Consider the following 23,254-nt stretch of genomic DNA (forward strand, 5'->3'; position numbering starts at 1 on the left):
CGTCCGGACCCGCCCCCGGCCCCAGGTCGATCACCCAGTCCGCGGACGCGGCGACGGGGATGTCATGTTCGGCCACGACGACGGTGTTGCCCGAGTCGAGCAACACGTCGAGCGCATCCACCACACGCTGGATGTCAGACGGGTGCAGACCCGAAACGGGTTCGTCGAGAACGACAAGGCCGGCCTTGCGGCCCGCGGCACCGCGCTGGATCGCGGACGCCAGCTTCAGCCGTTGCGCCTCGCCGCCGGACAACTCTGTGGCGCTCTGGCCGAGCTGGAGATAGCCAAGCCCGACCTGGTTCAAGGCTCCCAGGATTTCCGCGAGTTGCCGGGGCTCGGCGAACCGCTCCACAGCCTCGGCGACGGTCAGCTCCAGCACCTGATCGATGGCCAGCCCCTGATACCTGATCTCCAAAGCCTCCGGCTTGTAGCGCCGGCCCTCGCACGCGTCGCAGACCACCCACACATCCGGCAGGAAGTGCATGTCGACCAGCTTGCGGCCGTAACCGGTGCAGGTTTCGCATCGGCCACCACCCGCGGTGTTGAAACTGAACCAGGAGGCATTGACCCCGCGCCCGCGCGCCATGTCGGTTTCGGCGAACAGCTTGCGGACGATGTCGAACGCCTTGCTGTAGGTGGCCGGGTTGGACCGCGGCGTGCGCCCGAGCGGTTCCTGATCGACGACGGCGACCCAATCGAACCCCTCCAGGCCGGTCACCTGTCGCACCGTGTCGGTCATCGTCCCGTTCAGGGCGGCCTCCACGCTCGCCGCGAGCGCGCCGAGCAGACTGCTCTTGCCGCTGCCGCTCACCCCGGTCAGGCACGTGAGCCGGCCGGCGGGAAATCGCACCAGGTTTGCGGTCACATTGTGCGCACGCAAGCCGTGCAGCTCCACCCAGCCGGTGTCCTCCCCGGCCGGACGGCGGATCCGGCGCAGCCGCGGCCCCTCCCCGGCCAGGTAGCGGCCGGTCAATGACGTCGGGTGGGCGGCCGCGTCGGCGGGAGGCCCCGACACCAGGACCTCACCGCCGAGGCGGCCCGCGCCGGGCCCCATGTCGATCACCCAGTCGGCCCGGGCGATCAGTTCAGGGTCGTGCTCGACCAGGAGCACCGTGTTGCCGGCCTTGCGTAGCTCCAGGGCGATGTCGAGCAGGTGTGCCTTGTCCGCCGGATGCAGCCCGGTGCCGGGCTCGTCCAGGACGAAGACGATGCCGCTCAGCTCGGTGCTGAGCTGCGCGGCGAGCCGGGTTCGCTGCAACTCACCCCCGGACAGCGTCGCCGCGCTCCGGGACAGCTGGAGATGGGCGAGGCCGAGCCGGTCAAGGATCGCGAGCCTGCGGCCCAGGTCCTGCAGCAGCGGCTCGCCCACCTCGCGCTGCCGGGCGCCCAGGTCGCCGGCCGCCCGCTCCGCCCAGCTGCATACCTTTCGTACGTCCACCTCGAGCAGGTCGGGGAAGGTCAGCCCGCCGAGCCGCACCGACCGGGCCACCTGGTCGTACCCGCTGCCGCCGCAGGTGCCGCACGGCTGCTTGCGCATGTACGGCAGGTAGCGCTGCTTGGCGCTGGAGGTCTGGGCGTTCACGAACACCCGCTCCACCTCGGCGAGCGCGCCCCGCAGCGGCTGGCTGGAGGTGTAGGTCACCTGGGCCGTCTCGTTCTTGTTCGTCATGTTGACGGTCGCCTCGATCTTCTCCTCACCCGTGCCGTACAGCACACAGTGACGGAACTCCTCCGGCAGCGACTGCCACGGCCGGCCGAGATCCACGCCGCGTTTCTCGGCGAGCGCCGGCACGAACGCATGCTCCCCCGACCGCCACTTCGCGTACCAGGGCGAGGCCCCCTCGAAGAGCGGAAGCTCCGGGTGGGTGATGACCAGGTCCTCCTGCGCCTGCCATCGCCCGCCCACGCCGTGGCAGTCCGCACAGCTGCCTTCCGGCGTGTTGCGGTCGAAGTGAGCGGTCGTCAGATGCCCGTGCCCGCTCTCCGCCGCCGGGTCCGCGACGATTCCCGGAAGGCGCGAGTACAGCAGCCCCAGGTGCCCATCGATACCGGTGATCGTCGCGACCGTGGAGCGGGGGTTGCGGTTCAGGCGGCGCTGGTCGACCGCGAGCGTCGCGCCGAGTCCCAGGATGCGGTCGACCTTCGGCCGGTTGCGCTGGGTGATGTACTGCCGCACGAACGGCGAAAGCCCCTCCAGATACCGCAACTGCGCCTCATTGTGCAGGGTATCGATGGCCAGCGAGGTTTTGCCGCTACCGCTCACTCCGGTGAAGGCGACAAGCCGCCCTTTGGGGATGCTCACCGACACGTCCCGCAGATTGTTGGTACGGGCCCCCACCACCTCGATGGCCTCGCACTCGATACCCGCGACGTCCCGTACGAACGCAGTCAACCTTCGTCCATCCTCTCGCAAACACAGAACATGGGCAGGCAGACACCCACCCATGCCGAACCAACCGATCACGCCACCACGCGGCGGCTCGTGCCGCAGATCAGGACCGCGGCACCGAAGTGAGCTTGTCGACGTCGGGGGCGTAGGCGGTCATCCAGTGCGGATGCAGCCGGTAGTAGACCACGTCGTTGCCCCAGTCGGAGAAGTCGCCGTAGAACTCCTTGAGGTAGGCGAGCACGTCCGGCCAGTCCTCGGCCGGTTCGCCGTCCGCAGGGTTGAGGATCTCCACTGTCCCGTGGGTGAACACGCCCAGGTCCTCACCGCGCATGTGCGCGGCGCTGACGGCGGGGCGGGCGGCCAGGTGGCGGGCCTTGGCGGCGCCGGGCGCCGTGCCGAAGTGCCACTTGCCGTGCAGGAAGTGCCCGTCCACGCCGCTGATCCGCGGCTCGCCCTTCGCCGTCACGGTGGACAGGGCGAGGGTGCACATTCCGGTCAGGATCCGGGTGAGTTGCTCCGAGGTCAGGGTGTTCTCGGTATTGATGATCGAGCGGAGGTGCGAGGTAGAGCGGGAAAGGGAGGCATCGAGGAGAGCCTGAAGTTCCCTGAGCTCCTCGGGGGTTTCGCGCATCGAGGTCCTTGTCTGTCCGTGGGGCCCCGGTCCGCACTCACATCGGCGGTGACCGGTGAACCGATGATCGCTCTAAAACCCGACGCCTTGTGTCATGTTTTTCGGCCGTCCTGCGAAACCGCCGGGGCGCCCGGCCGTCGTCCTTTCTTTGGACTGTCCCAGCCGCCGCCTGGATTGGCGAGCGGCCACGTCGTCTCGATGACGACCCCCAGTCTTGTGGCCGGAGTTGTGGCCGTTCGTGGGTGTTCCGTTCGGGAGTCCCCATCGGAACACCGGCGGCCCGGGTGGCCGTCTGTCCGCTGCGCTCGACACCGCCACCGACAGGGTGATCGGCGAACTGTCGGCCCGTCGCCGCGCCAACGACATCGCCAGGCCGTCAGCCTCTGTATCTGGGCGTCTCGGGGATCTGGCTGGTGCCCGTTGGCCCGCAGCATTTCCAGGCGTAAGGGTTGCGCGGGAGACGCCGGTGGATGCGGCCAGGGTCTTGATGTCGCACTTGCCGCCAGGAGGGAGCTCGCCGCGGAGAAGCCGTGCGGCGGCCGCCCTGATGTTGTCCTCGGTGCGTTTGCGGTGAGCGTCGCTGGTCGATGGCATCAACGACGGATTGAGCACGTTGATGCTCCGCTGTCAGGCGGGCCCGTTCTCCCGGAGGGATCCGTGGGTTGCCGAGGAAGACGCGAGTCGTGTCGGCACCCGGGCCGGAACACCACGTCGGCGGGTTCGCCACCCGGATGGTCAAGGCACCAAGCCGGCAACCAGTGCGGCAACTCGTCCAGGCGCACGTTCAGGACTGTGCCAAAGACACCGAACTCAGCGGCGTCTGGGTGCGTCAGTGGTCCGGTCTCGATGATTTCTCGCGCCGTCTGTGGATCGTAGGAGGGCAGGCGGATGCCGCTGTCCATCATCGTTTCGATCAAGCTGGCCGTCTCGGTCAGATGGTGCTCGCGGACTTTTCGCAGGTGCTGGGCTTCTGTGGAGTCGCCCTGCTTGACTTGTTCGAGGTGGGTCAGCCGGCCGGTGGCCTTGATCATGAGGTCGGTTTCGTCGGAGAGTTGCTGGTAGAGCTCCAGGGGCTGCCCAGGCTCCATACCTGAACCGCCTTGGAACTGGCGGAGACGGCGATCGGGAGGTCGCCGAGCCGGCCGATCTTCACCGAAGTGACGTCAACGGCAGCGATCTTCTTCAGCTCGGTACCCTTCTCCAGGTCCCATACGATCATGTTCTGGTCTCTGTCGTCGGAGATGGCGATCGCGGTGTCACCGAGGAGGCCGGCCGCCACATTGTCAGCCATTCCTGTCTCCGCGCGCAGCCGCTTGAGCAGGCTTCCTGTGGCCAGATTCCAGACGCGGACGAAGCCCTTGATGTCGGTGGCCAGGCCGATCGGGACATCTCCCAACCGCCCGATCGCCACCTCGTGTATCTCGGGCAAGTCGCCGGCGAGCACTCTCAGCTCGGTTCCCGCCCGCAGGTCCCACAGCCGCGCGCCCCTGTCCCTGCCGCCTCCGGCTCCGGTCCGGCCTCCCGCGCTGCCTGACAGGGCGATCGGGATCTTCCCCAGGTGCCCGAGCGCCACCGCGTTGGCCTGGTACTCGTGGCCGGGGAGTGTCTTGATCAGAGTGTCCGCGGTCAGGTCCCACACCCGCAAGGTCCCGCCGCTCACCGCGGAGACGGCGATCGTGGACCGGCCGAACCGGCCGACGGCCAGGCCGTACACCGGGCGTTCCGGGCCGGCGGACGTTTTGATGAGTTTCCCCCGGGCCAGGTCCCACACCGCCAGCCGGCCAACGGAATGGTCGCATCCGACGACGACCGTGGTCCTACCCAGCCGGCCGATCGCCAGCATGGTGTACAAGCCGTCCTGGCTGGGTGGTACGGGGAGCTTCTTCAACAGGGTGCCTGCCGCCAGATCCCATACTCGTATCGTCTCCTGGTCGGTGGAGACAGCGATCGTTTTTCCGCCCAGCTCACCGAGAACTACATCAAAGATCCTGCTCTTGTGACCGCTGAGCGTGTGCAGCAGGGTTCCCAGCGCCGGCGCCGTAGCGGCGGGGGGCGAGGATGCCGGTGGTGTCGTTTCGACGTCGGGGCCGCTGAACCATCGGGGGAGAGCCAGCGAGGCGGTGCCGGTGAGGGCCGCGGCGCCGGCTCCGAGCAGGACACGGCGGCGGGTCATCCGGCCGGGACGCGGTTGAGCCGGGGGCGGCATGTCGGGTGCCGGGGCCTTGAGGGGGAGCGGAGGTGCGGTGCCGGCCCTGTTCAGGTTCGGCGTCCCGAGCTGGTCCGGTCGTCGGACGAGGGCCGGCAGGGGCATCGACGCGGGCTCTGGGACGACGGCCGCCGCGGAGGCGCTGAGAACCGGGGTGAGAGGGGGAGCGGGCGGGATTCCGTCGGTGAGATGGCCGAGCAGGACGTCGGTGGTGGGCCGGTCCTGCGGCAGCTTGGCGAAACAAGCCGCTAAGAGGGCGGTCAACCGGTCGGGGACCCCGGTCAGGTCAGGGGCGCCGGTGAGAATGGCGGCGAGCACCGCCGCCTGGGTGCCGCCGGGGAAGGCCCGGTGCCCGGTGGCCGCGTACACCATGGTGGCCGCCCAGGCGAAGACATCGGCGGGAGGGCCGGCGGGCTGGCCACCGAGCTGTTCTGGGGCCAGGTAGGCGGGAGTGCCCACGAGCCCGGAGCTGGTGGTGCTCCGGTCGGTCAGGCGGGCGATGCCGAAGTCGATGACGGTCGGCCCGGCCGGGCCCATGATCACGTTGCTCGGTTTGAAGTCCCGGTGCACGATCCCGGCGCGATGCACCGCGGCCAGTGTCGTGAGCATGGTGACCGCCAGTTGGTCCAGCCCGCCGCGTATCGGGCCGTGCTCGATGACCAGCTCGTCCAGGGTGGGGCCAGGGATGTACTCGCTGATCAGGTACGGCCGCCCGGCGAACTCGCCCAGGTCCAGCACAGCGGCGGTGCAGAAGGCGGCGGCCAGCCGGGCCATGATGGCGCTCTCGCGGCTGAAGCGGCGCCTTTCCGCCGGGTCGGTGGCCCGCCGGGCATGTAGCACCTTGATCGCGACCTGCCGGCCGTCGGGTGCCAGGCCCAGGTAGACGATGCCCTGCCCGCCCTCGCCCAGCACCTGGGTCAGTCGGTAGTCGCCGACGTGCGCCGGGTCTTCCGGCCCGAGAGGACGACGGTCGGCCATGGCACCTCACCCGCCTTCGCGGCTCGAGCTTTCGCTTCTCCTCAGCCTTAGCAAACGGATCAGGTAAGGGCCACCGCGACGGACGGGCCGGCATGGTGCGTGCGCTCGTCCGCTGGGGCGGTGTTCACGTTCTCGCTGAGGTCAGCGTTTGGAGGTCGGCGTCTTGATCGGCGGCGCGTCCAGGAGGAACGGCGTGAACCGCAAGCGGCCGCACGGCAGGTCGACGGGGAAGAGTCCGAGCGGCGGGACACCTCGACTCAGCTGTGCAGGGTAGGCCGGAAGATGAGCTCTTGAGTCCGGCCGTCGAGCGTCCGGCTCTTGAGCAGTTCGAGGTCGAAGTCGGCCGCGCCCTGGAAGATCGGGGCCGTTCCGGTCTGTCCGGTGATCACTGGGAAGATCGTCACCTGAATGTGGTCGACCAGGCCGGCGGCCATCAGCGCTCGGTTCATGGACAGGCTGCCGTGCGAGCGTAGTGGCACGTCGGACTCTTCCTTGAGCCGGGCGACGACGTCGACGGCGTCGCCGCGCACGAGGGTCGCGTTGGGCCAGGCGAGGGGCCCTTCGAGTGTGGTCGAGATCACCGTTGTCGGCAGGTTCCTCAACCGGGCGTTCACCGGGTCGAGCGCCTCAGGCTCGGTGCTCAAGTCCAGAAGCTGCACGGATTCCCGGTAGGTCCGGGCCCCGAAGACCATCCGCTGCTCCTCGCCGTACAAGGCGAAGCGGTAGTCCAGGAACTCGGGGCCTTGCTTGCCCCAGTAGCCGCCCCAGTCGCCGTCGCTGTTGTAGGAGCCGTAGCCGTCGAGGGTGGAATAGATGTCCCAGGTGTAGGTCGCGGTCATGATGTTCTCCTTACGTGTGGTCGATCGGGTGTGATCGCGGCGGTCAAGCCGATCACGTGATCCTCGGGATCGGTGAACTGGCCCAACTCGACGTTGGTTCCCGGCACGATGGCCGGGCCGAACAGTCGTCGGCCACCCAGCTCTTCGGCCCTGCCCAGAGCTGTACCGACATCGGGCACCTCGACGTAGATGGTGACGTGCCGGCTGTCACCACTGTCACCGGAGCCGATGCCGCCGGTGATGCCGTTCGGCCCGCTCGGCTGGACGACGCCGTAACCGCCAGGGCCCCGAGGTTCGATCTTCCAGCCGAACAATTGGGCATAGAAGGCATGCAGTGCCGCGGCGTCGCCGCCGACGATCTCGAAGTGCACGACGGGTTGGGGCATGGCTTCTCCTCGATCGGGGTCAAATCGATGAGCGCGCATCGCTCGGCGTGGCTGTTTCGGCTCCGCGCAGTGGGTCGGCGTCCGACGTCGTGTCGTCGCCGTGCGAGTTCCGAACGTGCTTGAATGCCCGCACAGCGAGAACGGCCAGGCCGGCATACATGATGGCGCTGACGATGCCCACCACGTGCACGCCGGAGGTGAAGGCGTCGCGGGCTGTGGCCAGCAGGTCGCCGCTCTGCGCCGCGGGCAGTTGACCGGCCACGCCGACCGCGCGGTCGATGCTTTCCCGGGCCGCGTCCGCAACCTCAGGAGGTACCGTGCCGAGCGCGCCCTCCACGCCATCCCGGTACACCGCGGCCCCGAGCGTTGCGAGCATGGCGATGCCGAACCCGATCCCGAACTCTGCGGCCGTCTGGACGATCGACGCCCCCGAGCCGGCCTTGTCCGGCGACACGACGCCCATGGCGAGGTGGTTGCAGAGCGCGGCCAGCGGAGCGGTGCCGAGCATGACGACACACATCGCGACGAAGATCGTCATCGGGCCGGACGTCGAGTCAGCCAGCGTGAAGGCCAGGTAGCCCGCGCCCGCGATGAGAAGGCCACCCGCGATCAAGTACGCCGGACGGATGTGGTTCGCCACAAGAGGAGTGGTCAGATTGCCGATGATCATCAGTACGTTGGGCACCAGCAGGAGCAAGCCGGCCGCCAGCGGGGTGAGGCCGGCGACGTTCTGCAGGTACTGCGTGGCGAGGAGGAGGGTGCCGGCCCCCACGACGGCGGTGACGAACATCAAGATCAGAGCGGAGCTGAACGTGCGGTTGCCGAACATGCGCAGATCGAGCAGCGGGTGCTCCAGGCGTCGCTGCCGCTGGACGAACACCCACCCAACCGCGATGCCGAACACCAGTGCCCCGGCGGGGAACCACTCCCAGCCGTTGCGAGCAAGTCCCTTGAGCCCATAGACGAACGGCAGGATCGCTGCGAGGGACAGCGCGACGCTGACCGGGTCGAGCTTGCCGGCCAGCGGTGCCTTCTGCTCAGGGAGCAGGGAACGGCCGAACGCCAGCAGCAGCACGATACCCGGCACGGACACCAAGAACACCGAACCCCACCAGAAATGCTCCAGCAGGACGCCACCGACGAGCGGGCCGAGCGTCGCCCCACCCATGAAACAAGCCAGATAGCCGGCCAGAGCGCGGCGGCTTTGCGACGGGTCGGTGAACATGCCGGTGATCAGGGCCAGCACCGACGGCGTCACCGCGGCGCCTGCCACGCCGAGCAGCGCACGGCTGGCGATGAGCATCTCCGGGCTGGTGGAGAACGCCGCCGCCACAGAGGCGATGCCGAACACCGCGGCGCCGAGGAACAACAGCTTCCTCCGGCCGATCCGGTCACCGATGGTGCCCATGGTGACCAGCAAGCCCGCGATCATGAGGCCGTAGATGTCCACGATCCACAGCTGCTGGATGCCGCTGGGCGCGAGGTCGGCGGTGAGGCGTGGTACGGCCAGGAACAGCACGGAGAAGTCCATGGTGACGAGGAACGTGGGCACGCCGAGCACGGCGAGCCCAACCCATTCTCGCCACCCGGCTCCGGGTCTCGCATTTCCAGTAGTCACGATCTACCCCAGTCGGTGGTGCTCAGCTCCTGGTCCACCAATCCGCCGGGCGCGGCAGCCCGGCGGTGGTGCTTCGACACTAGGGAGATCGGCCGATGCCCGAATCCGTATCGGTATCAGTGGTTGCATGGCCAGTGCGGCGGTAGTCTGGCCGCCATGCTTCGCGGCCGGCAGGTTGAGTGTGCTGCCATCGACGCCCTGCTCGAGCAGGTCCGGCGCGGGGCGAGTGGTGTGCTGCTGATGCGCGGGGAGCCCGGGATCGGGAAGACCGCCCTGCTGGAGTACGCCCTCGGCAGCGTGGACGAGCACGTCCGGGTACTGCAGTGCGCAGGCTATGAATCGGAGAGCCAGGTGCCGTTCGCCGGGCTGCACCAGGCGCTCCGCCCAGTCCTCGACCATCTTCCGGCGCTGGCCGAACCGCAGCGCCGTGCGTTGTCCGGTGCCTTCGGGCTAGGGGAGGCCACTCCGGACCGGTTCATGATCGGCGCGGCGGTGTTGTCGTTGCTGGCCGAGGCGTCCGAAGTGTCTCCGCTGCTGGTTCTGATCGACGACGCGCACTGGCTGGACCGGGCATCGCTGGATGCGTGGATGTTCGCCGCACGGAGGCTGGGGCGCGAGGCCGTCGGCGTACTGATCGCCACCCGTGACGAGCCCGGCGCGCCGGATGCGTCCGGGCTCCCGCAAATCACACTCGCCGGCCTACTGCCACAAGACGCTGCGCTGCTGCTCGATGATCTCGGTTTCGCGGGCGTTGCCCGGACCGAGTTGGTCGCGTCCACCGAAGGCAACCCATTGGCGCTGCGTGAACTTGCGGCCACAGGCCCGATGCCGTACGAGGCCCCGATACGGTTGACCGATCGCCTGGTGCAGGCGTTCGGTCGCCAGATCGACGCACTCCCGCCCAGTACGCGCAGGTTTCTGACACTCGCAGCGGCCGACGACACGGGTGATCTCGCGACCATTTACCGGGCGGCTCCCGCGGTCGGTACCTCGCTCGCCGATCTGACCGCGGCGGAATCAGCCGGACTGGTTCGAGTGGCGCACGGCGCGCTGGTCTTCCGGCACCCGCTGTTGCGGTCTGCCGCGTATCACGGCGCGGTACTGGCCGATCGGCTGGAGTCTCATCGCGCCCTGGCCACGGTCACCGGCAACGAATATCGGCGCGTCTGGCATCTGGCCGCGGCGACGATCGGACACGACGACGCGATCGCCGACGCCTTGGAACAGGCGGGCAGGCGTGCGATGGCTCGGGGTGCGCACAGTGCGGCATCGTCGGCCTTTCGAAGAGCCGCTGAACTTTCGGCCGAGGCGAGCGATGCGGTGCGTCGGATGACCGACGCGGCCGAAGCGGCTGTCGACGCGGGCAGGATCGAATGGGCCAGGGTGACGGCGCTGCAGACCCTTTCGACTGCCGGTGGCCCGTTGCATCGCGCCCGGTTGCTCGAGGTTGCCGGTCGGGCCGAATTCGCAGCCCGTAACCTGCACGAGGCCTATGGCCACCTCCTGGCCGCCAGCGACGCGATGGTCGCAGGTGATGGCGAGCGTGCGTTCTGGCTGGGCCTGACCGCTGTGCACACGGTCTGGTCGATGCCCACGGATCCGGTGAAGCTCGTCGCCGCTGTCGATCACCTTGCCTCGTTGGCGCCCGAGGGAACATCACTGGATGCCGTTGCGTGGCTCGCGAAATGGACTGCGGTGGCCGCCCTCGTGACCGACCCTCGCGGGTACCCCGAACTTGATCCTCTGCTGCTCCGCGCCGCCTCCGTCGCCAGGGAGCGTGGACCCGAGGCCCTGGCCGAGGTGATGAGCTTCGCGACAATGCTGAATCGGGACAGAACATCGTCGGAGATCGCCGCCGAGATCATCCAGGATGCCCGCGAGCGGGGCGCGGTCGCCGTGCTCCCATCGGCGCTTGCCCAGCTCAGCCTGAGTCAAGTCTTTCTCGGTCGGCATCGGGACGCGCTGATCAGCGGCACCGAAGCGGTCACGCTGGGCCGTGATACCGGTCAACAGCTCTGGGCCGCGTACGCGAGCTCCGCGTTGGCCTACCTGGCGGCGATCGAGGGTGATGAGACGCGTTGCCGCGCGATGGCGAGCACCGACGCGGGTTCTCCGGGTGACGAGCGTGCGACGGGCACCCAGGCCGGCGCGGCCCTCGGCCTGCTCCATCTGGGACTTGGCCGGATCGCTGAGGCGTACGAACGTCTTGCTGCCGTGCAACGGGCACCAACCCGGCACCTGTCCGCCGTCCAGCGCAGCGTGCCCGACTTCATCGAAGCCGCCGTCCGAATCGGCCGTGCCGACGCGGCGGCCGAGGCGCTGCGGCGCTGCGAAGCTTGGGCGACGGTCATGGATGAGCCGTGGACCGACGCCTTGGTGTTGCGGTGTCGGGCCCTGCTTACGACCGACGAGTCGGCGGAGGATCTGTACGTTCAAGCACTGGCACGCCACCCGGTCGACGAACGGCCCTTCGATCGCGCCCGAACCACCCTGCTTTACGGCGAATGGCTACGCCGCGCCCGCCGCAAGACCGAGGCCCGGGAGCAGCTGGACGTCGCACGCCGTCTGTTCGACCAGTTGGGCGCCCGGCCCTGGGTAGAGCGTGCATCGGGTGAACTGGCCACGATCGACGGCTCTGGTCAGCAACGTTCGACGCCGGCCGAGGCGAGTCGACTGACACCGCAGGAACTGCAGATCGCCGAACTCGCCGCGGCCGGCCTGTCCAATCGTGACATCGCGGCGCAACTCTTCCTCAGCCCCCGCACCGTCGAATACCACCTGTACAAGGTCTATCCGAAACTCGAGATCCGATCCCGCGCCGAGCTCAGCAAGGTGCTTCACTATGAAACCGCACTGGAGCGCTGAGCAGCGTGGACGGCGAACACACCTATGGCTGCCCAATGTATCGAGGCTGACTGCGGGCGCTGCATCAGCGCGACAACAACCGCGACCACTGCGACCACTCACGATCGTTGTCTTGGGCTATTGGTCACCTCTTTTCGTGCGGTGGATCGAATCCGCTCGACGCTGGGACCGTCCAGAATCAGCTCACCGGGCAGGTCGCGGACGAGTGTCACCACCAGCAGCGGTAGCGATACTGCCCGCGGGTCTGGGCGGTCATGGCAACGATGCCGTTCTCCAGCTCCGCGATGCGCTGGGCCTGGTCGGTGGCGGCCATGACCCTTCGTCGGTACGCCGCGGCGATTTCCGACTCCGACAGCCACACCTTGTCCGCTCCATGCCGGCGTGGCCACCGCAGACGGGTCTCCTTCTTCGCCGGAATGGAGACCGCGTGAGGAGCGAAAGAACCGGGAGGCACGGAGATCAGCAGTACGCCTTGGGATGCATCGCTGGGATTGCCGATCCGGTGAGTTTCAAACCTTGGTGGCATGGGGTGGATGCGAGAGGCGGCAGCTTGTCGGATCCGGTTCTCAAGCGTGCCGAACTCGACGTCCAGGATGGCGGAAGGGTGTCCCCGGAGGAGTCCGGGTGCTTGTAGTCGAGATCTTCTGTTTAGGGAACCGCAAGACTTCCTGATCAACAGCAGGATAGGGGAGGCGACAAAGCGTGAGGAACCGAGCCATCCGGTCAAGTATCCGGCCCTCAACCGATCGCAAGCTGCTGACAAGTGTTCTGGAAGTGATCGTCCAGGCGTGAGAGGGATGAGCGAATCCAGTCGTGATCGCACCTTGTGATCTACAATGTAAAGGCGGCGGGTGATTCAAAATTTATTCCCCCTGAAAAACAGCGGCACGGGCTTCGCCCGTACGTCTCAACAGAGGCCACCTGCCATCGTCACCTTGATCTTCTTGCAGGTCAGAGAATGATGCAGGAGCTCATCGCCACCCCCAGCTTTCTGCAGGGGGCTGAAGGAGGACCCGGGGCCGCTGCAGTTAGGGACGCTGCTGGCGAGATCGCCAAGCTGGAGCGGGTCAAGGCGATCTGGCCGCCGGAGAACCTGCTCGAGGGAACTTCGGAGAAGATCGTGGAGGCGTGGCGGACGCGGGCGATGCGCAGGTATCCGTCCGACTGCGCCGCGGCCTGCCCGCAGGTGTGCCTGACGCTGCTGGCGGCGCTGTGCTGGGTGCGCAAGACCGAGACGATCGACGGGCTGGTGGAACTGCTGATCCAGCTCGTGCACAAGATCAGCGTGCGAGCGGAGAAGGAGGTGGAGAACGAGCTGAGCAGTGAGTTCCTGCGGGTGCAGGGCAAGCACGGCATACCTCGCCTCGGCCTGGATTCGCACCATCATCTCGTCGGCCATCACGCCGAGCTGGACCTGGAGGGCCGCCTGGCTTCGCCGGCTGGATCGCCCTCGGCGTCGGCTTCGTCCTCGTCGGCGTCCTGGTGCCGCCCGCGGCCTGGTTCGCCGAACGGCGGGCCACCCTGGTCAGCGCCTGGGTGGCGGATCAGCGGCCGTGATAGTGCGGTAGATCGAGCGGCGGTACCGGGAAGCCGCCTGCGGTCGGTTCTTCGCCGAGCTCCTCGAACTCGGCGTCGACCTGTGCCTTCCTGGCTTCCTTTCGCCGCTGGCCGACGGTGTCGAACCGCATCCAGATGGCCAGGGCGCCGACGGCGATGACGACCCCGAGCGCGGTGGAGACGATTCCCGGGCTCTGCGTGATCGTCCGGACGGCGGCGACGAGGAGGATCCAGCCTAGGTTGACCGGGATGAGGACCTTCCAGCCCAAGGACATGAGCTGGTCGTAGCGTACGCGGGGCAGCGAGGCGCGGACCCAGATGATGAAGCAGAACGTCAGCACGAACTTGATGAAGAACCAGAGCAGCGGCCACCAGCCCTCGTTCGCGCCCGCCCACAGCGAGATCGGGAACGGCGCCCGCCAGCCACCCATGAACAGGGTGACCGCGATGCCGGAGGCGGTGAACGTGTGCAGGTACTCGCCCATCATGATCAGAGCGAACTTCAGCGATGAGGAGTACTCCGTCTGGAAGCCGCCGACCAGTTCACCCTCACCCTCGGGCAGGTCGAACGGAATCCGCGCCGCCTCACCGAACATGCAGATCACATACACCAGGAACGACGGCAGCAGCATGATGCCGTACCACAGCGACGTCTGCGCGTTCACGATCTCCGAGGTCGACAGCGTCCCGGCGAAGATGAAGACGGCCACGAACGACAGGCCCATCGCGATCTCGTAGGAGACGACCTGCGCGGCCGAGCGCAGTCCACCGAGCAGCGCGTACGGCGAGCGCGACGACCACCCGGCCAGCACCACCCCGTACAGCGAGATGGCTCCCATCGCCAGCATGAACAACACCGCCACCGGCAGATCGACCAGTTGCAACGGCGTCTGGTGCCCGAACATCCACACCTTCGGCCCGAACGGCACGATCGAGAACGCCACGAACGCCGGAACCACCATGATGACCGGGGCCAGCAGATACAGCACCTTGTCCACGGTGTTGGGGAAGAGGTCCTCCTTCAACCCCATCTTGATCGCGTCCGCCACCGACTGCAGGATCCCGAAGGGTCCCGCTCGGTTGGGTCCGATGCGGTTCTGCATCCTGGAGATGAGCTTGCGCTCGAACCAGACCCCGAACACGACTCCCAGCGAGAGGAAGAGGAACAGGAACACCGCCTTGACGATGGTGATCCCCAGCGGATCCCTGCCGAAGTCGGCGAGTGTGGCTCCCATGACGTGTTGCCCCTTCCCGTCCCGGCACGACGTTCGGCCGGGAGCGGAAGGTCACGCTATTCGGCGAGCTGCCTGGTGTCTTGAACGAATGCGAACAGTTGCGCGGGCGTGAGCCGCGACATCGCCCTGATCTCCCGGCTGAGATGTGGCTGGTCGGCGAAGCCGCAGCTCAGGGCTGTGTCCAGGGTGGCTGACGGGCGGCGCCAGCTGTCCATGGTCCGCTGGAAGCGGGCGATCCGGGCGACGGTCTTGGGTGACAGACCCACCACTCTGCGGAATCCGAGCTCGACGTATCGCCTGCTGACGCCGAGCTCGGCGGCGAGGTCCGCGATCGTGCGCGGACAGTCCGGGGCCTGCAGCCGCCACCAGGCGTGCGTGATCAGGTGGTCGCGTCCCGGGCCGGGGCGCAGCCACGTCGTCAGGCGCTCCCACAGCAGGGCGAAGCGCTCATCCCAGCTCGCTGTCTCGCTCAGCCGCCCCGCCAGTTCCTCGGCCCGGATGCTGCCGAGGAGGTCAGCGAGTGGCACGGTCGCCCCGGCCACTTCCCTGACCGGCGCGCCCGTCAGCGCGGACATCCCGGCGGGAGTGAGCCCGACCGCCATCCCGTGACGCCACGGCGTGTGGACCGCGAACGTCGCGGTGGCGCGTGGGCCGGTGACGATCGGGCTCATGCCGGTGAAGTCGACGATCAAGGTGGCCGCGTTGAGCGGCAGCATCCGCGCGTCTTCCGCCGTCCGCGTGCGGAATCCCGCCGCCCCCAGTGCGTACGGGCGCAGGTGCGGCGGCGACCGCCGCACGATCATCTCGTACGGCTCGGCCTGCCCCAGCGCGGGCACCGAGTGGATCATGCCGTGGCCGGCTGGAGCATGGCGCGTGCCTGAGATGCCAGACCAACCATGGATGACGCGTCAGGCACGTTCTGAATCCTTCATGTGCCTAGCATGCCTGACACTCCAACAAGCACCGAAGAGAGACCACCAGTCGGCCGATGGTCGGCCACCTGGACGAGGCTTCGGGGGTTCGAGGTCGCATCAGGGCACCCGCAGGCGTTAGGTTTGCTGGACGTGGCGGCGGGCGGCCGCCGCTCGCCGAGGATCGGTTTCGGCCCGGACGTTCGGGGATGAGTCAGGCGGCAGGGCTCGACAACGCTGGATCGGACGTATCCGCCGGTCGCATTGCTTGCTCACTGCTCCGTCTCGTGGGCCTCTGAGACGGGGTCAGCCGCCGCAGCCACCACCGCAACCCCCGGCGTTGCAACCGCTCCCGCCGGAGGCGGCTCTGTTGGGGCGTGAGGCGGGCCGAGGGCCGAGAATCGCGTCGCGGATGTCGTCGCTCGGGCCGTGCAGGGCGATGGTGATGGGTCCTTTGGCGGTGTCCCAGGGGTTGTCGCGCATGAGCGCCTCAAGAGCCTCGTCGCCGGCCGGCGTACAGTGCCGAAACCTCTTCTTCTCCTGGTGAGCCCATGCGATCAGTGCGGTCAGCACCACCACGGCGAGGATGCCCAGCGTCAGCACGGACTGGGTTGTCATGCTCGTGGTCAGCGCGGCCCACAACACGCTGCCCGCCGCCGCGGTGGCGACCCAGCCCAGCGCTCCCACGATCCAGAGCCACCGGTCCATCGTGTGGAGGGAACCGGTCTGATACAGCAGCCCGTTCTCGATGAGGCGGTGTTCGAGGTCATCCGTGTACGAACCGCTGTAGAGCTCACGCTCTAAATGACGCGCCTCCAGACCCGCCGGCGCGCCGGCGACCAATCGCAGGAAGTGCTCCTCGATCGGGTCGCCCGGCTCATGGCGCGACCGGACCGGGTGGATGCGGCCATCGCGGGAAAGGCGCAACCTGCCCGCCTCGACCAGTATCCCGATGGCGGCCAAGGCGGTCCTCCGCTGTCCACCCTGCAGATAGGCCAGCTCGTACGGGGTCAGCTCGCGCGTCCGGAAGACAGGGACGGCCGCCTCGATGGCGGCGACCCGGCGTGCGAGCGAGCGGACGGCGAAGACGACGAGAACCGCGAGGACCAGTGAGGCGATCAGCGCGATCACGTTCATTCGGGGGCTTTCCTTCCAGCGGGGTCGGAAGGCGGCGCACCGTGTCGATTCTGACACGTCGGCTCCGGGGGGCTCCCGAGCGACCCGCTGGGCATTTTCAGGTCTTCGACCCCCTCCAGCCCGACCTGGCCCTGATCAGCTTCCTGGAACGGCGTGACAGCGATGGAGTGCCGATCGAAGGCCCACGCCGCCCGGGCTACAGCTTCGAAGTCGACCGCCCGCTCTGCCGCGGGTTCATCCCCGTCTGCGATCGGGCGCTGAGCCGGCTGGATGCCACCGGCCGAGGCCGTAGCCGACACGTGGACAGGTACCACGGCCGCGTGCCCGCCGACAACCTGCTCCAGGCACCCTTCCTCGGGGCCGGCCTGTTCCGCCGCTTCCGCGCCGTCGGCCAGGCCGCCATCATCCTGGCCGACTTCAACTACCCCCACCGCCGCCGTCCCCCCGGCCAGGGCCGTCCAGCGCATCATGCTCCGCCGCGACGCGTTCCTCATCGCCCGCTCGACGACCTAGTCCGCCGTCCACGTCCTGCTGCGCCGCCCCGACGGCACCAGCCAGCAACTCGCCGACACGTCCACCGCGATCGACCAGGGCGGCGCCCCCGCCAGGAAACTCCTCCGTCAAGCCCACCCCGCGTGACTCACCCATGCCGCACTCACGACATCAACCCGCCCTCCGCATCCGGGAAGGACCCACGCGGGTGGACCCTCCCCGCACATACACGTCCACGTGCTGGCGCAGATCGCCCGCAACCCGCGAACACGGATGCGCGACATAGGAGTCAACCTTCAGGGCCGTCACGGGCGCCGGACGAGCCGGTCCGGCAGGCCACGGTGCTGTCCAGGGCGCTGCTTCAGGAGGGCTGGGTTGGGGGTGCGTTCGGGCGGTCTTGCGCGGCCTGCTCGAGCTTGGCCTTCTCCGCGGTGTCCACGCTGAGCTGCCAGTTGCGTGTGACGGCCACCCATTCGGCGACGTTTATCTTGGCACTTGATCTTGTCTCACAGGTCTGACAGATATGTCTGCTTCACACCTGTCTCACGAAAGAGATGAGCAGTGCCCCCCACAGCAACAGAACCAGCGGTCGGCCCTTCCCCCGAACCGCTCGAAGCAGTTGTCCAGCTCCGCCGTACGTCACGTACGCGAGCAACCGGCGCTCCTGACGTCCCAGACGTCGCCGGTGTCCTCCAGCGGGCCGGCGTCGGCGAGGGCCAGCCGTTTATGCTGGGGCCTGACGGCTCCTACGACCTTCAGCTCAACCGGTTCCTGCGCGAGCTCGACAGCTGGCAGGTGCGCTCGGAGAACGGCCGTCTGGCCTACAGCCGCGACATCATGCTGTTCTGCCGGTTCCTGCACGAGTCGCGAGGCGGCAAGACGATCTGGGAGTGCGACGGCGCCGACCTGCGCGCCTACAAGGTGGTGCGGCTGCGCACGCCGGGCCCGCACCAGGTGACGGTCGGCACCTGGAACCGGTCGATCGCCGCGCTGGACAAGTGGGTGCAGTGGTCGATCGCCGAAGAGCTGCTGGCCGGCGAGCCGTTCCGCTACGTCGACAAGACGGTGCTGACGCCGCACGGGCTCAAGCAGGTCCGGGTGAACGCTCAGCATGAGGACGACCCGGAAGACGCGCCGCCGGAGTTCGTGTCGATGGAGGACTACCTGCTCTGGCGCGACGTCGGCCTGCGCGGTGAGCTACCCGAGGGCCGGCCGGACCCGACCTGGCGCGGGCGGCACGGCGAGCGCAACGCGATGTTCGCCGACACGCTGGTGCACACCGGCATGCGGCTGGGCGAGGCATCAAGCCTGCTGATCAGCGAAGTGCCGCCGCTGCACGGCGCCCGCGTGGTCGGAGACGTGAGGCTGTCGGCCGCGGTGACCAAGCGCGGCAAGCGCAGGACGGTTTACCTGCCCAAACGCGTGCTGCGCGCGCTGCACCACTACGTCGAGATTGAGCGGGACGAGCTGGTACAGCGGGTGCTGTCCCAGGGCGGCTACCCGGTGCTCGAGGATGATCTGCTGGTGGCGCGGGCCGGGCGGCACGCGCTGCAGCTGCTCGACACGAGCAGGACGTGGTCCTACAACAAGATCGGCGCTGTGGACCGGCGGCGGCTGCTGCGCGTGGACGGCGACGGGGCGGTGGCCGGGCCGTTGTGGTTATGGCTGGGTGACGAGGGGCAGCCGCTGCGGCCGTCGACCTGGCAGTCGGCGTTCCGGCGGGCCAACCAGCGGTGCGCCAAGTTCGGCATCCCGACGGAGATCCATCCACACACGTTGCGCCACATCTACGCGGTTCACATGCTTGGGTTGCTGCTGCGGCAGACCCTGCGGGAGCTCGGCCGGCCGGAGAACGCCAGCCTCGCGCGGGCCGAGATCCGGCGGTTGCTGATCGGCAATCCGATGCGCAGGCTGCAGCTGCTGCTGGGCCACAGCCAGGAGTCGACCGTCTACACCTACCTGGACGTGCTCGATGACGCTCAAGACATCGTGCTGGCCGCGCTGGCCGAATGGGACGCGCAGACCGCAGCTCTGGAGGCGGTCAAGTCCGGTGCGGAGTCGGCCGGATGAGCCCGCGTCGCGTCCGCTTCCCTGCGGCGGCGGACATGCCGCCCGAACCGGTCCCCGTTCCGGCAGTCGGACCCATCGTCTTCTCCGCCCGGTTCCGAGGACAGGAGGCGACCTTCGACCTGTCGGACCTGCCTTGCCCGCGGCTGGTCCGGCATCTGGCGTGGGCGTTGTCAGGTATCGCCGGCGACACCGGCAGCCAACGCTCAGAAGCCACTGTCAAGGACAGCGTGCGGGCAGTGCGGTCATTCGCCGAGTTCGTCGCTGCGGCCCACTCGAGCACGGCTGAGAAGTTCGATCTGGAAGATTTGACACCTGCCCTGCTAGAAGGTTACGAAGGGCGGCTGCTGACGCACTACGGGGACAAAAGGCCAACGCCCTATAGCACTACCGTCAGGGTGATCCAGCTCTTGCGGCTGGCGGCTGAGGAGAACGCCGACAAGGTCAGCATGGAGATGCAGACTCGGCTGAGCCTCACCTCCACTCTGGCGGGCCGCGTCGATAACCCGTTGGACTCCTACCCGTTCCCCGTGTTCGAAGCCATGCAGGCCGCGGCCCTGGCGGACGTTCGAGCGATTCGTGACCGGATTCTGGAGGGTGAGCGCTTGGCTGCGTTCGGCCAGGATCCTGCGGTCGGCGGCTGGCACCGACTGGAGAACGTCCTCTGGCACGTTGCCCATCACGGGCCACTGACAAGTGTGGGTCGGGGCGGGCAAGGCCTCAGCAACGCGTGCAACCGGATGGGCGGCATCCGAGGCGTGAACAGCAGCCTGTTCCTGACCTCAGCGGATCTGGTGCCGTTTCTGGTGTTGTTGATCTGCCAGACCGGCTTGGAGCCCGAGTGCGCGAGCAAGCTGCGGGCGGATTGCCTGGTCAGTCCTGGCCGCGGGTTCGTGAGCGTCTCCTACGTCAAAACCCGTGCCCGAGGAGCCTCACGCAAGACGTTGCGGGTGGCCGATGGAGGTGCTCTGCACTACCCGGGCGGTCTGCTTCGGCTCGCTCTGCGACTCACTCAGCGTGGTCGGCAGTTGCTCGACACCGACTGGCTCTGGATTGATGTCCTTCACGACGGTTTGCGGCCCTCGTTCGATCGAAGGCGCCCTCTGAACCGCCTCGCTGTCAGCTGGATGAGGCGACACGAACTGGACAAGCTCACCGACCGTGACGGAGGTCCTGCCAGTCTGAACCTGGTGCGGCTCCGCAAGACCTATAAGTCCCGCCGCTACCTGCAGACTTCCGGCGTTCTTGAGGACTTCGCCGAGGGCCATACCAAGAGAGTCGCCGCCCGCCACTACGCCGACATCGAAGCTCACCGCGAACTGCACGAGGACGCGGTGGAGAACGGGCTTCGCGAGGCACTGGCCACGGCCTTAGCACCGCTCATCGTCCTGGACGACGATGGCGGCCGTCTCGACGAAGGCGAGCCGCTGACTCCGGACGAAGTTCACGCGGCTCTATCCGGGGCGAACGACGTCTGGCTGGCCTCCTGCACCGGCTTCTACGCCTCGCCTTATGCGATCAAGAAGGGAGCGGGCTGCCCGGTGGCTGTCTGGGGCTGCTTGGAGTGCCCCAACGCGGTGTTCACCACCCGGCACCTACCCAGCATCCTGAGCTTCCTGTCCTTCCTGGAAAAGCAGCGCGAGGAGTACTCAGTCCAGGAATGGAAGGCCCGCCACGGGCTGGCCTGGGAACGCATTGTCCACGGGATCCGGCCCAAGTTCAGCGACCAGCAGATCACCACCGCGCAGGCCATCGCCGAGGCCAACGGCCCCGCTCTGGCTCTGCCCGCCCAGTTCCTGGAGATCATCACGTGAGCACGCCCCACCAGCTTGGCTCTGTCGCCCCCGAGCCGATCCCCGACGACGCTTACGTCCTGCCCGAGGCGCTCACCATGGGCACCGGCCTTCGGGGACCTCGCTTCGCCGATGAGGAATGGGACTTTCGCCCTTTCGTTCCCCGCACGCAGTCGCAGGTTGCCTGTGATTTCGCAGGAGTCCACGACGACATCGCCGAGCGGACACTACGGGAGTATCTCTACTCCCGGATCCGAAGAGGGTCGGCAGGTGACGTTCCGCACGGAAGGGCCAGCCGCACCCTGAAGATCACAGGGATCTGCGGCGCTGCACTCAGGGCCAAAGCGGTCTTGGCGACACTGCGGCAAGTCGGCGCACCTCGGCTGTCAGAGGTCACCAAACAGCATCTGCAAGACGCGTTGAGCATCTGGAAGGCGCGATCACCGGTGATGGCGGAGGCCCATGTCAACGAGCTGAAGCACTTTGCGGCTCACAGCCCGTTCCTCAGCCAGGACCGCCTACTTATCGCCCCCTGGCCAGGACGCGCGGCCAATGCGGTCGCTGGCAATATCCGAAAAGAAGGCGAAAACACCACAAAACGCATTCCCGAAGAGATCAGCGGACCGCTCGTCAAGGGCGCGCTGTTCTACGTCCAGCACGCAGGCCAGGACATTCTGGCCGCCCGCCGAGAACTGAAGCTTCTCGAAACCGCACACGCCTGTGGTCCCCGGCGGAGCCCGGGCGAGACGAAGGCATTGATCAGTGCATTCGTTGACCAGCGTCGAGCAGAGGGCCGTGGCATCCCCGCCCTTGCCTGGGGAGCGGCGTGCCGCTGGCCGAAGATCCCCGTCATCAACGGGGTCCCACAACATCCCAACAAGAGGATGATCGGCCTTCTCCTTGGCACCATCGTTGCAGGACAAGGTCACCACGAGTTGCTGCGTCGGGCGGGCGACGAACTCGGCTACGAGCCTGGAGGCCTCAACACCCCTATGCCGATCTGGCCCGATTCAGGAAGGCCCTGGCGCAGTTCCCTGGACCCCTGGAACCTGCGTCTCGAACTCGGTTACCTGCGAACCGCCTGCTGGATCCTGATTGCTTTCCTATCGGGCGCCAGGGACGTTGAGGTACGCGAACTCCGGCGCGATTGCGCCTTCATCGACACTGCGGACGACGGCCGCCCCCGCTACAAGCTGCGCGGCCGCGTCTTCAAAGGACGCAAGCTCAGCGGAGATGAGGTCGAGTGGGTCGTCCTCAACGTGGTCCACCAAGCCGTCGATATCCTCTTGCAACTCAACGACGACCCGACCCATCTGTTCGGTCGTCTCACCGGCGAAAACGCCGGGTATCGGTTGCTAAGCGACGTCAATCTCAAGCTCGCCAGGTTCCGGGAGCACCTCAGCGGCCTGTTCAGCACTCCCAACGGTCTGTTCATCCCCCGCGCGCCGGTCACCGGCGGTGCTGATGACCTGGATGACGACGATCTTGGCACCGGCTCCGCGACTGGACTGCCGTGGGCCTTCGAAACCCGCCAGTTTCGTCGCACGCTGGCCTGGCACATCGCGCACCAGCCGTTCGGGATTGTGGCCGGCGCCCGACAGTTTCATCACGCGAAAACGATCATGTTCGAAGGCTATGCGGGCACTTCAGCGTCCGGTTCGCCGCCGAGGTCGCGGCGGAGGAGGCCGTCGCGAAACTGGACTACCTGGAAGATCTTTACCGGGACTGGAATGACGGCGGCCGCGCCGGCGGCGGCGCGGCTCAGCGCATCGACGCCGAGTTGGCCTACGAGTAGGAGCGGTACGGTGAGCCGGGGTTACTGTCACATTCGTTGACAGTTGGGGTCTGAGCAGGCAAGTCTTGCCCGATGGCGGAGTCTGAGGGTGTCGCGTTCGTCCGGGCAGATGTTGAGCGGTTCTGTGCGGAGTTGGTGGGGGTGGCGCCGGCGATCAGGTTGGCCAGGCTGGCGGAGTTGCGGGTGATGCTGGAGGGCGTGGTAGCGACGGCCTCGGCGCAGGCGATGGCCGATGCGCGGGATGAGGGGTGGGGGCTGCGCCGGATCGGCCGGCATCTGGGGATGTCGCACGAGCAGGTACGGCGGACGCTGGCCGAGCCGACGCCCGCTCCGGGGCGCGCCTGAACCTCGCTGG

At 67.7% G+C, this 23,254-nt stretch carries 17 protein-coding genes; 5 read left to right on the forward strand and 12 right to left on the reverse strand.

The window, feature by feature from the left end; all coding sequences use genetic code 11:
* From HII36_RS18835 to HII36_RS18865, 7 genes are all read right to left on the reverse strand, one after another.
* A partial coding sequence (locus HII36_RS18835; RefSeq protein WP_217369682.1) for an excinuclease ABC subunit UvrA occupies positions 1-2,392 on the reverse strand: 2,392 nt, incomplete at its 3' end.
* 100 nt (positions 2,393-2,492) lie between these two features.
* The gene (locus tag HII36_RS18840) at positions 2,493-2,879 is read right to left on the reverse strand and encodes a pyridoxamine 5'-phosphate oxidase family protein (protein WP_236003638.1); all 387 of its coding nucleotides are present in this window, start codon (positions 2,877-2,879) and stop codon (positions 2,493-2,495) included.
* Positions 2,880-3,613: 734 nt separating this feature from the next.
* Positions 3,614-4,051 (reverse strand): hypothetical protein, encoded by a 438-nt coding sequence (locus tag HII36_RS18845; RefSeq protein ID WP_173524523.1) that lies wholly within the window; start codon positions 4,049-4,051, stop codon positions 3,614-3,616.
* Entirely contained in the window at positions 4,048-6,204 is a 2,157-nt protein-coding gene (locus tag HII36_RS18850) for a WD40 repeat domain-containing serine/threonine protein kinase (protein ID WP_173524524.1), read from the reverse strand. The genes HII36_RS18845 and HII36_RS18850 overlap by 4 nt, the downstream gene beginning before the upstream one ends.
* A gap of 257 nt (positions 6,205-6,461) precedes the next feature.
* Positions 6,462-7,043 carry a dihydrofolate reductase family protein gene (locus tag HII36_RS18855; RefSeq protein ID WP_173524525.1) on the reverse strand — a complete coding sequence of 194 codons (582 nt, stop codon included), beginning with the start codon at positions 7,041-7,043 and terminating at the stop codon, positions 6,462-6,464.
* The gene (locus HII36_RS18860; RefSeq protein WP_173524526.1) at positions 7,040-7,429 is read right to left on the reverse strand and encodes a VOC family protein; all 390 of its coding nucleotides are present in this window, start codon (positions 7,427-7,429) and stop codon (positions 7,040-7,042) included. The genes HII36_RS18855 and HII36_RS18860 overlap by 4 nt, the downstream gene beginning before the upstream one ends.
* 19 nt (positions 7,430-7,448) lie before the next feature.
* Positions 7,449-8,981 (reverse strand): MFS transporter, encoded by a 1,533-nt coding sequence (locus tag HII36_RS18865; RefSeq protein WP_328807782.1) that lies wholly within the window; start codon positions 8,979-8,981, stop codon positions 7,449-7,451.
* 222 nt (positions 8,982-9,203) lie between these two features.
* Between HII36_RS18865 and HII36_RS18870 the strand changes: the two genes are divergently transcribed.
* Entirely contained in the window at positions 9,204-11,912 is a 2,709-nt protein-coding gene (locus HII36_RS18870; RefSeq protein ID WP_173524527.1) for an ATP-binding protein, read from the forward strand.
* A 208-nt stretch (positions 11,913-12,120) separates the two neighbouring features.
* Here HII36_RS18870 and HII36_RS18875 read toward each other — a convergent pair whose 3' ends face one another.
* The 5 genes from HII36_RS18875 to HII36_RS18895 form a co-directional block, all read right to left on the reverse strand.
* Positions 12,121-12,273, reverse strand: coding sequence for a hypothetical protein (locus HII36_RS18875; RefSeq protein WP_173524528.1), 153 nt, complete (start codon positions 12,271-12,273; stop codon positions 12,121-12,123).
* Between the two features lie 1,183 nt (positions 12,274-13,456).
* A complete protein-coding gene (nuoH, locus tag HII36_RS18880) occupies positions 13,457-14,704 on the reverse strand; it encodes an NADH-quinone oxidoreductase subunit NuoH (protein ID WP_173524529.1) in 1,248 nt (415 codons plus the stop codon).
* A gap of 56 nt (positions 14,705-14,760) precedes the next feature.
* The gene (locus HII36_RS18885) at positions 14,761-15,540 is read right to left on the reverse strand and encodes a helix-turn-helix transcriptional regulator (RefSeq protein ID WP_173524530.1); all 780 of its coding nucleotides are present in this window, start codon (positions 15,538-15,540) and stop codon (positions 14,761-14,763) included.
* Positions 15,541-15,921: 381 nt separating this feature from the next.
* Positions 15,922-16,752 (reverse strand): TIGR04222 domain-containing membrane protein, encoded by an 831-nt coding sequence (locus HII36_RS18890; protein ID WP_173524531.1) that lies wholly within the window; start codon positions 16,750-16,752, stop codon positions 15,922-15,924.
* Positions 16,749-17,222: a hypothetical protein gene (locus HII36_RS18895; protein ID WP_173524532.1), complete on the reverse strand. Its 474-nt coding sequence runs from the start codon at positions 17,220-17,222 to the stop codon at positions 16,749-16,751. Before HII36_RS18895 ends, HII36_RS18890 begins: the two co-directional genes overlap by 4 nt.
* A gap of 748 nt (positions 17,223-17,970) precedes the next feature.
* On the opposite strand from HII36_RS18895, the gene HII36_RS18900 reads away from it, so the two are divergent.
* From HII36_RS18900 to HII36_RS18915, 4 genes are read left to right on the forward strand one after another with little or no spacing between them, the layout of a single operon-like run.
* Positions 17,971-19,314 (forward strand): tyrosine-type recombinase/integrase, encoded by a 1,344-nt coding sequence (locus tag HII36_RS18900; protein ID WP_173524533.1) that lies wholly within the window; start codon positions 17,971-17,973, stop codon positions 19,312-19,314.
* Complete coding sequence (locus tag HII36_RS18905; RefSeq protein WP_217369683.1) at positions 19,311-21,125, forward strand: hypothetical protein; 1,815 nt, start codon at positions 19,311-19,313, stop codon at positions 21,123-21,125. The genes HII36_RS18900 and HII36_RS18905 overlap by 4 nt, the downstream gene beginning before the upstream one ends.
* Positions 21,122-22,939, forward strand: a complete 1,818-nt coding sequence (locus HII36_RS18910) for a hypothetical protein (protein WP_173524534.1) — start codon at positions 21,122-21,124, stop codon at positions 22,937-22,939. The genes HII36_RS18905 and HII36_RS18910 overlap by 4 nt, the downstream gene beginning before the upstream one ends.
* A 32-nt stretch (positions 22,940-22,971) precedes the next feature.
* Complete coding sequence (locus HII36_RS18915) at positions 22,972-23,244, forward strand: hypothetical protein (RefSeq protein WP_173524535.1); 273 nt, start codon at positions 22,972-22,974, stop codon at positions 23,242-23,244.
* Positions 23,245-23,254: the final 10 nt, after the last annotated feature.

This window comes from Nonomuraea antri, assembly GCF_013283785.1.
Lineage (GTDB): Bacteria > Actinomycetota > Actinomycetes > Streptosporangiales > Streptosporangiaceae > Nonomuraea > Nonomuraea antri.

Bases quoted from the DNA above. Each gene is read 5' to 3' on its own strand.
- HII36_RS18840 (WP_236003638.1), bottom strand. From the start codon at position 2,879: ATGTGCACCCTCGCCCTGTCCACCGTGACGGCGAAGGGCGAGCCGCGG.
- HII36_RS18915 (WP_173524535.1), top strand. From the start codon at position 22,972: ATGGCGGAGTCTGAGGGTGTCGCGTTCGTCCGGGCAGATGTTGAGCGG.
- HII36_RS18900 (WP_173524533.1), top strand. From the start codon at position 17,971: ATGCTGGGGCCTGACGGCTCCTACGACCTTCAGCTCAACCGGTTCCTG.
- nuoH (WP_173524529.1), bottom strand. From the start codon at position 14,704: ATGGGAGCCACACTCGCCGACTTCGGCAGGGATCCGCTGGGGATCACC.
- HII36_RS18905 (WP_217369683.1), top strand. From the start codon at position 19,311: ATGAGCCCGCGTCGCGTCCGCTTCCCTGCGGCGGCGGACATGCCGCCC.
- HII36_RS18855 (WP_173524525.1), bottom strand. From the start codon at position 7,043: ATGACCGCGACCTACACCTGGGACATCTATTCCACCCTCGACGGCTAC.
- HII36_RS18890 (WP_173524531.1), bottom strand. From the start codon at position 16,752: ATGAACGTGATCGCGCTGATCGCCTCACTGGTCCTCGCGGTTCTCGTC.
- HII36_RS18850 (WP_173524524.1), bottom strand. From the start codon at position 6,204: ATGGCCGACCGTCGTCCTCTCGGGCCGGAAGACCCGGCGCACGTCGGC.
- HII36_RS18860 (WP_173524526.1), bottom strand. From the start codon at position 7,429: ATGCCCCAACCCGTCGTGCACTTCGAGATCGTCGGCGGCGACGCCGCG.
- HII36_RS18845 (WP_173524523.1), bottom strand. From the start codon at position 4,051: ATGATCAAGGCCACCGGCCGGCTGACCCACCTCGAACAAGTCAAGCAG.
- HII36_RS18895 (WP_173524532.1), bottom strand. From the start codon at position 17,222: ATGATGCGCTGGACGGCCCTGGCCGGGGGGACGGCGGCGGTGGGGGTA.
- HII36_RS18870 (WP_173524527.1), top strand. From the start codon at position 9,204: ATGCTTCGCGGCCGGCAGGTTGAGTGTGCTGCCATCGACGCCCTGCTC.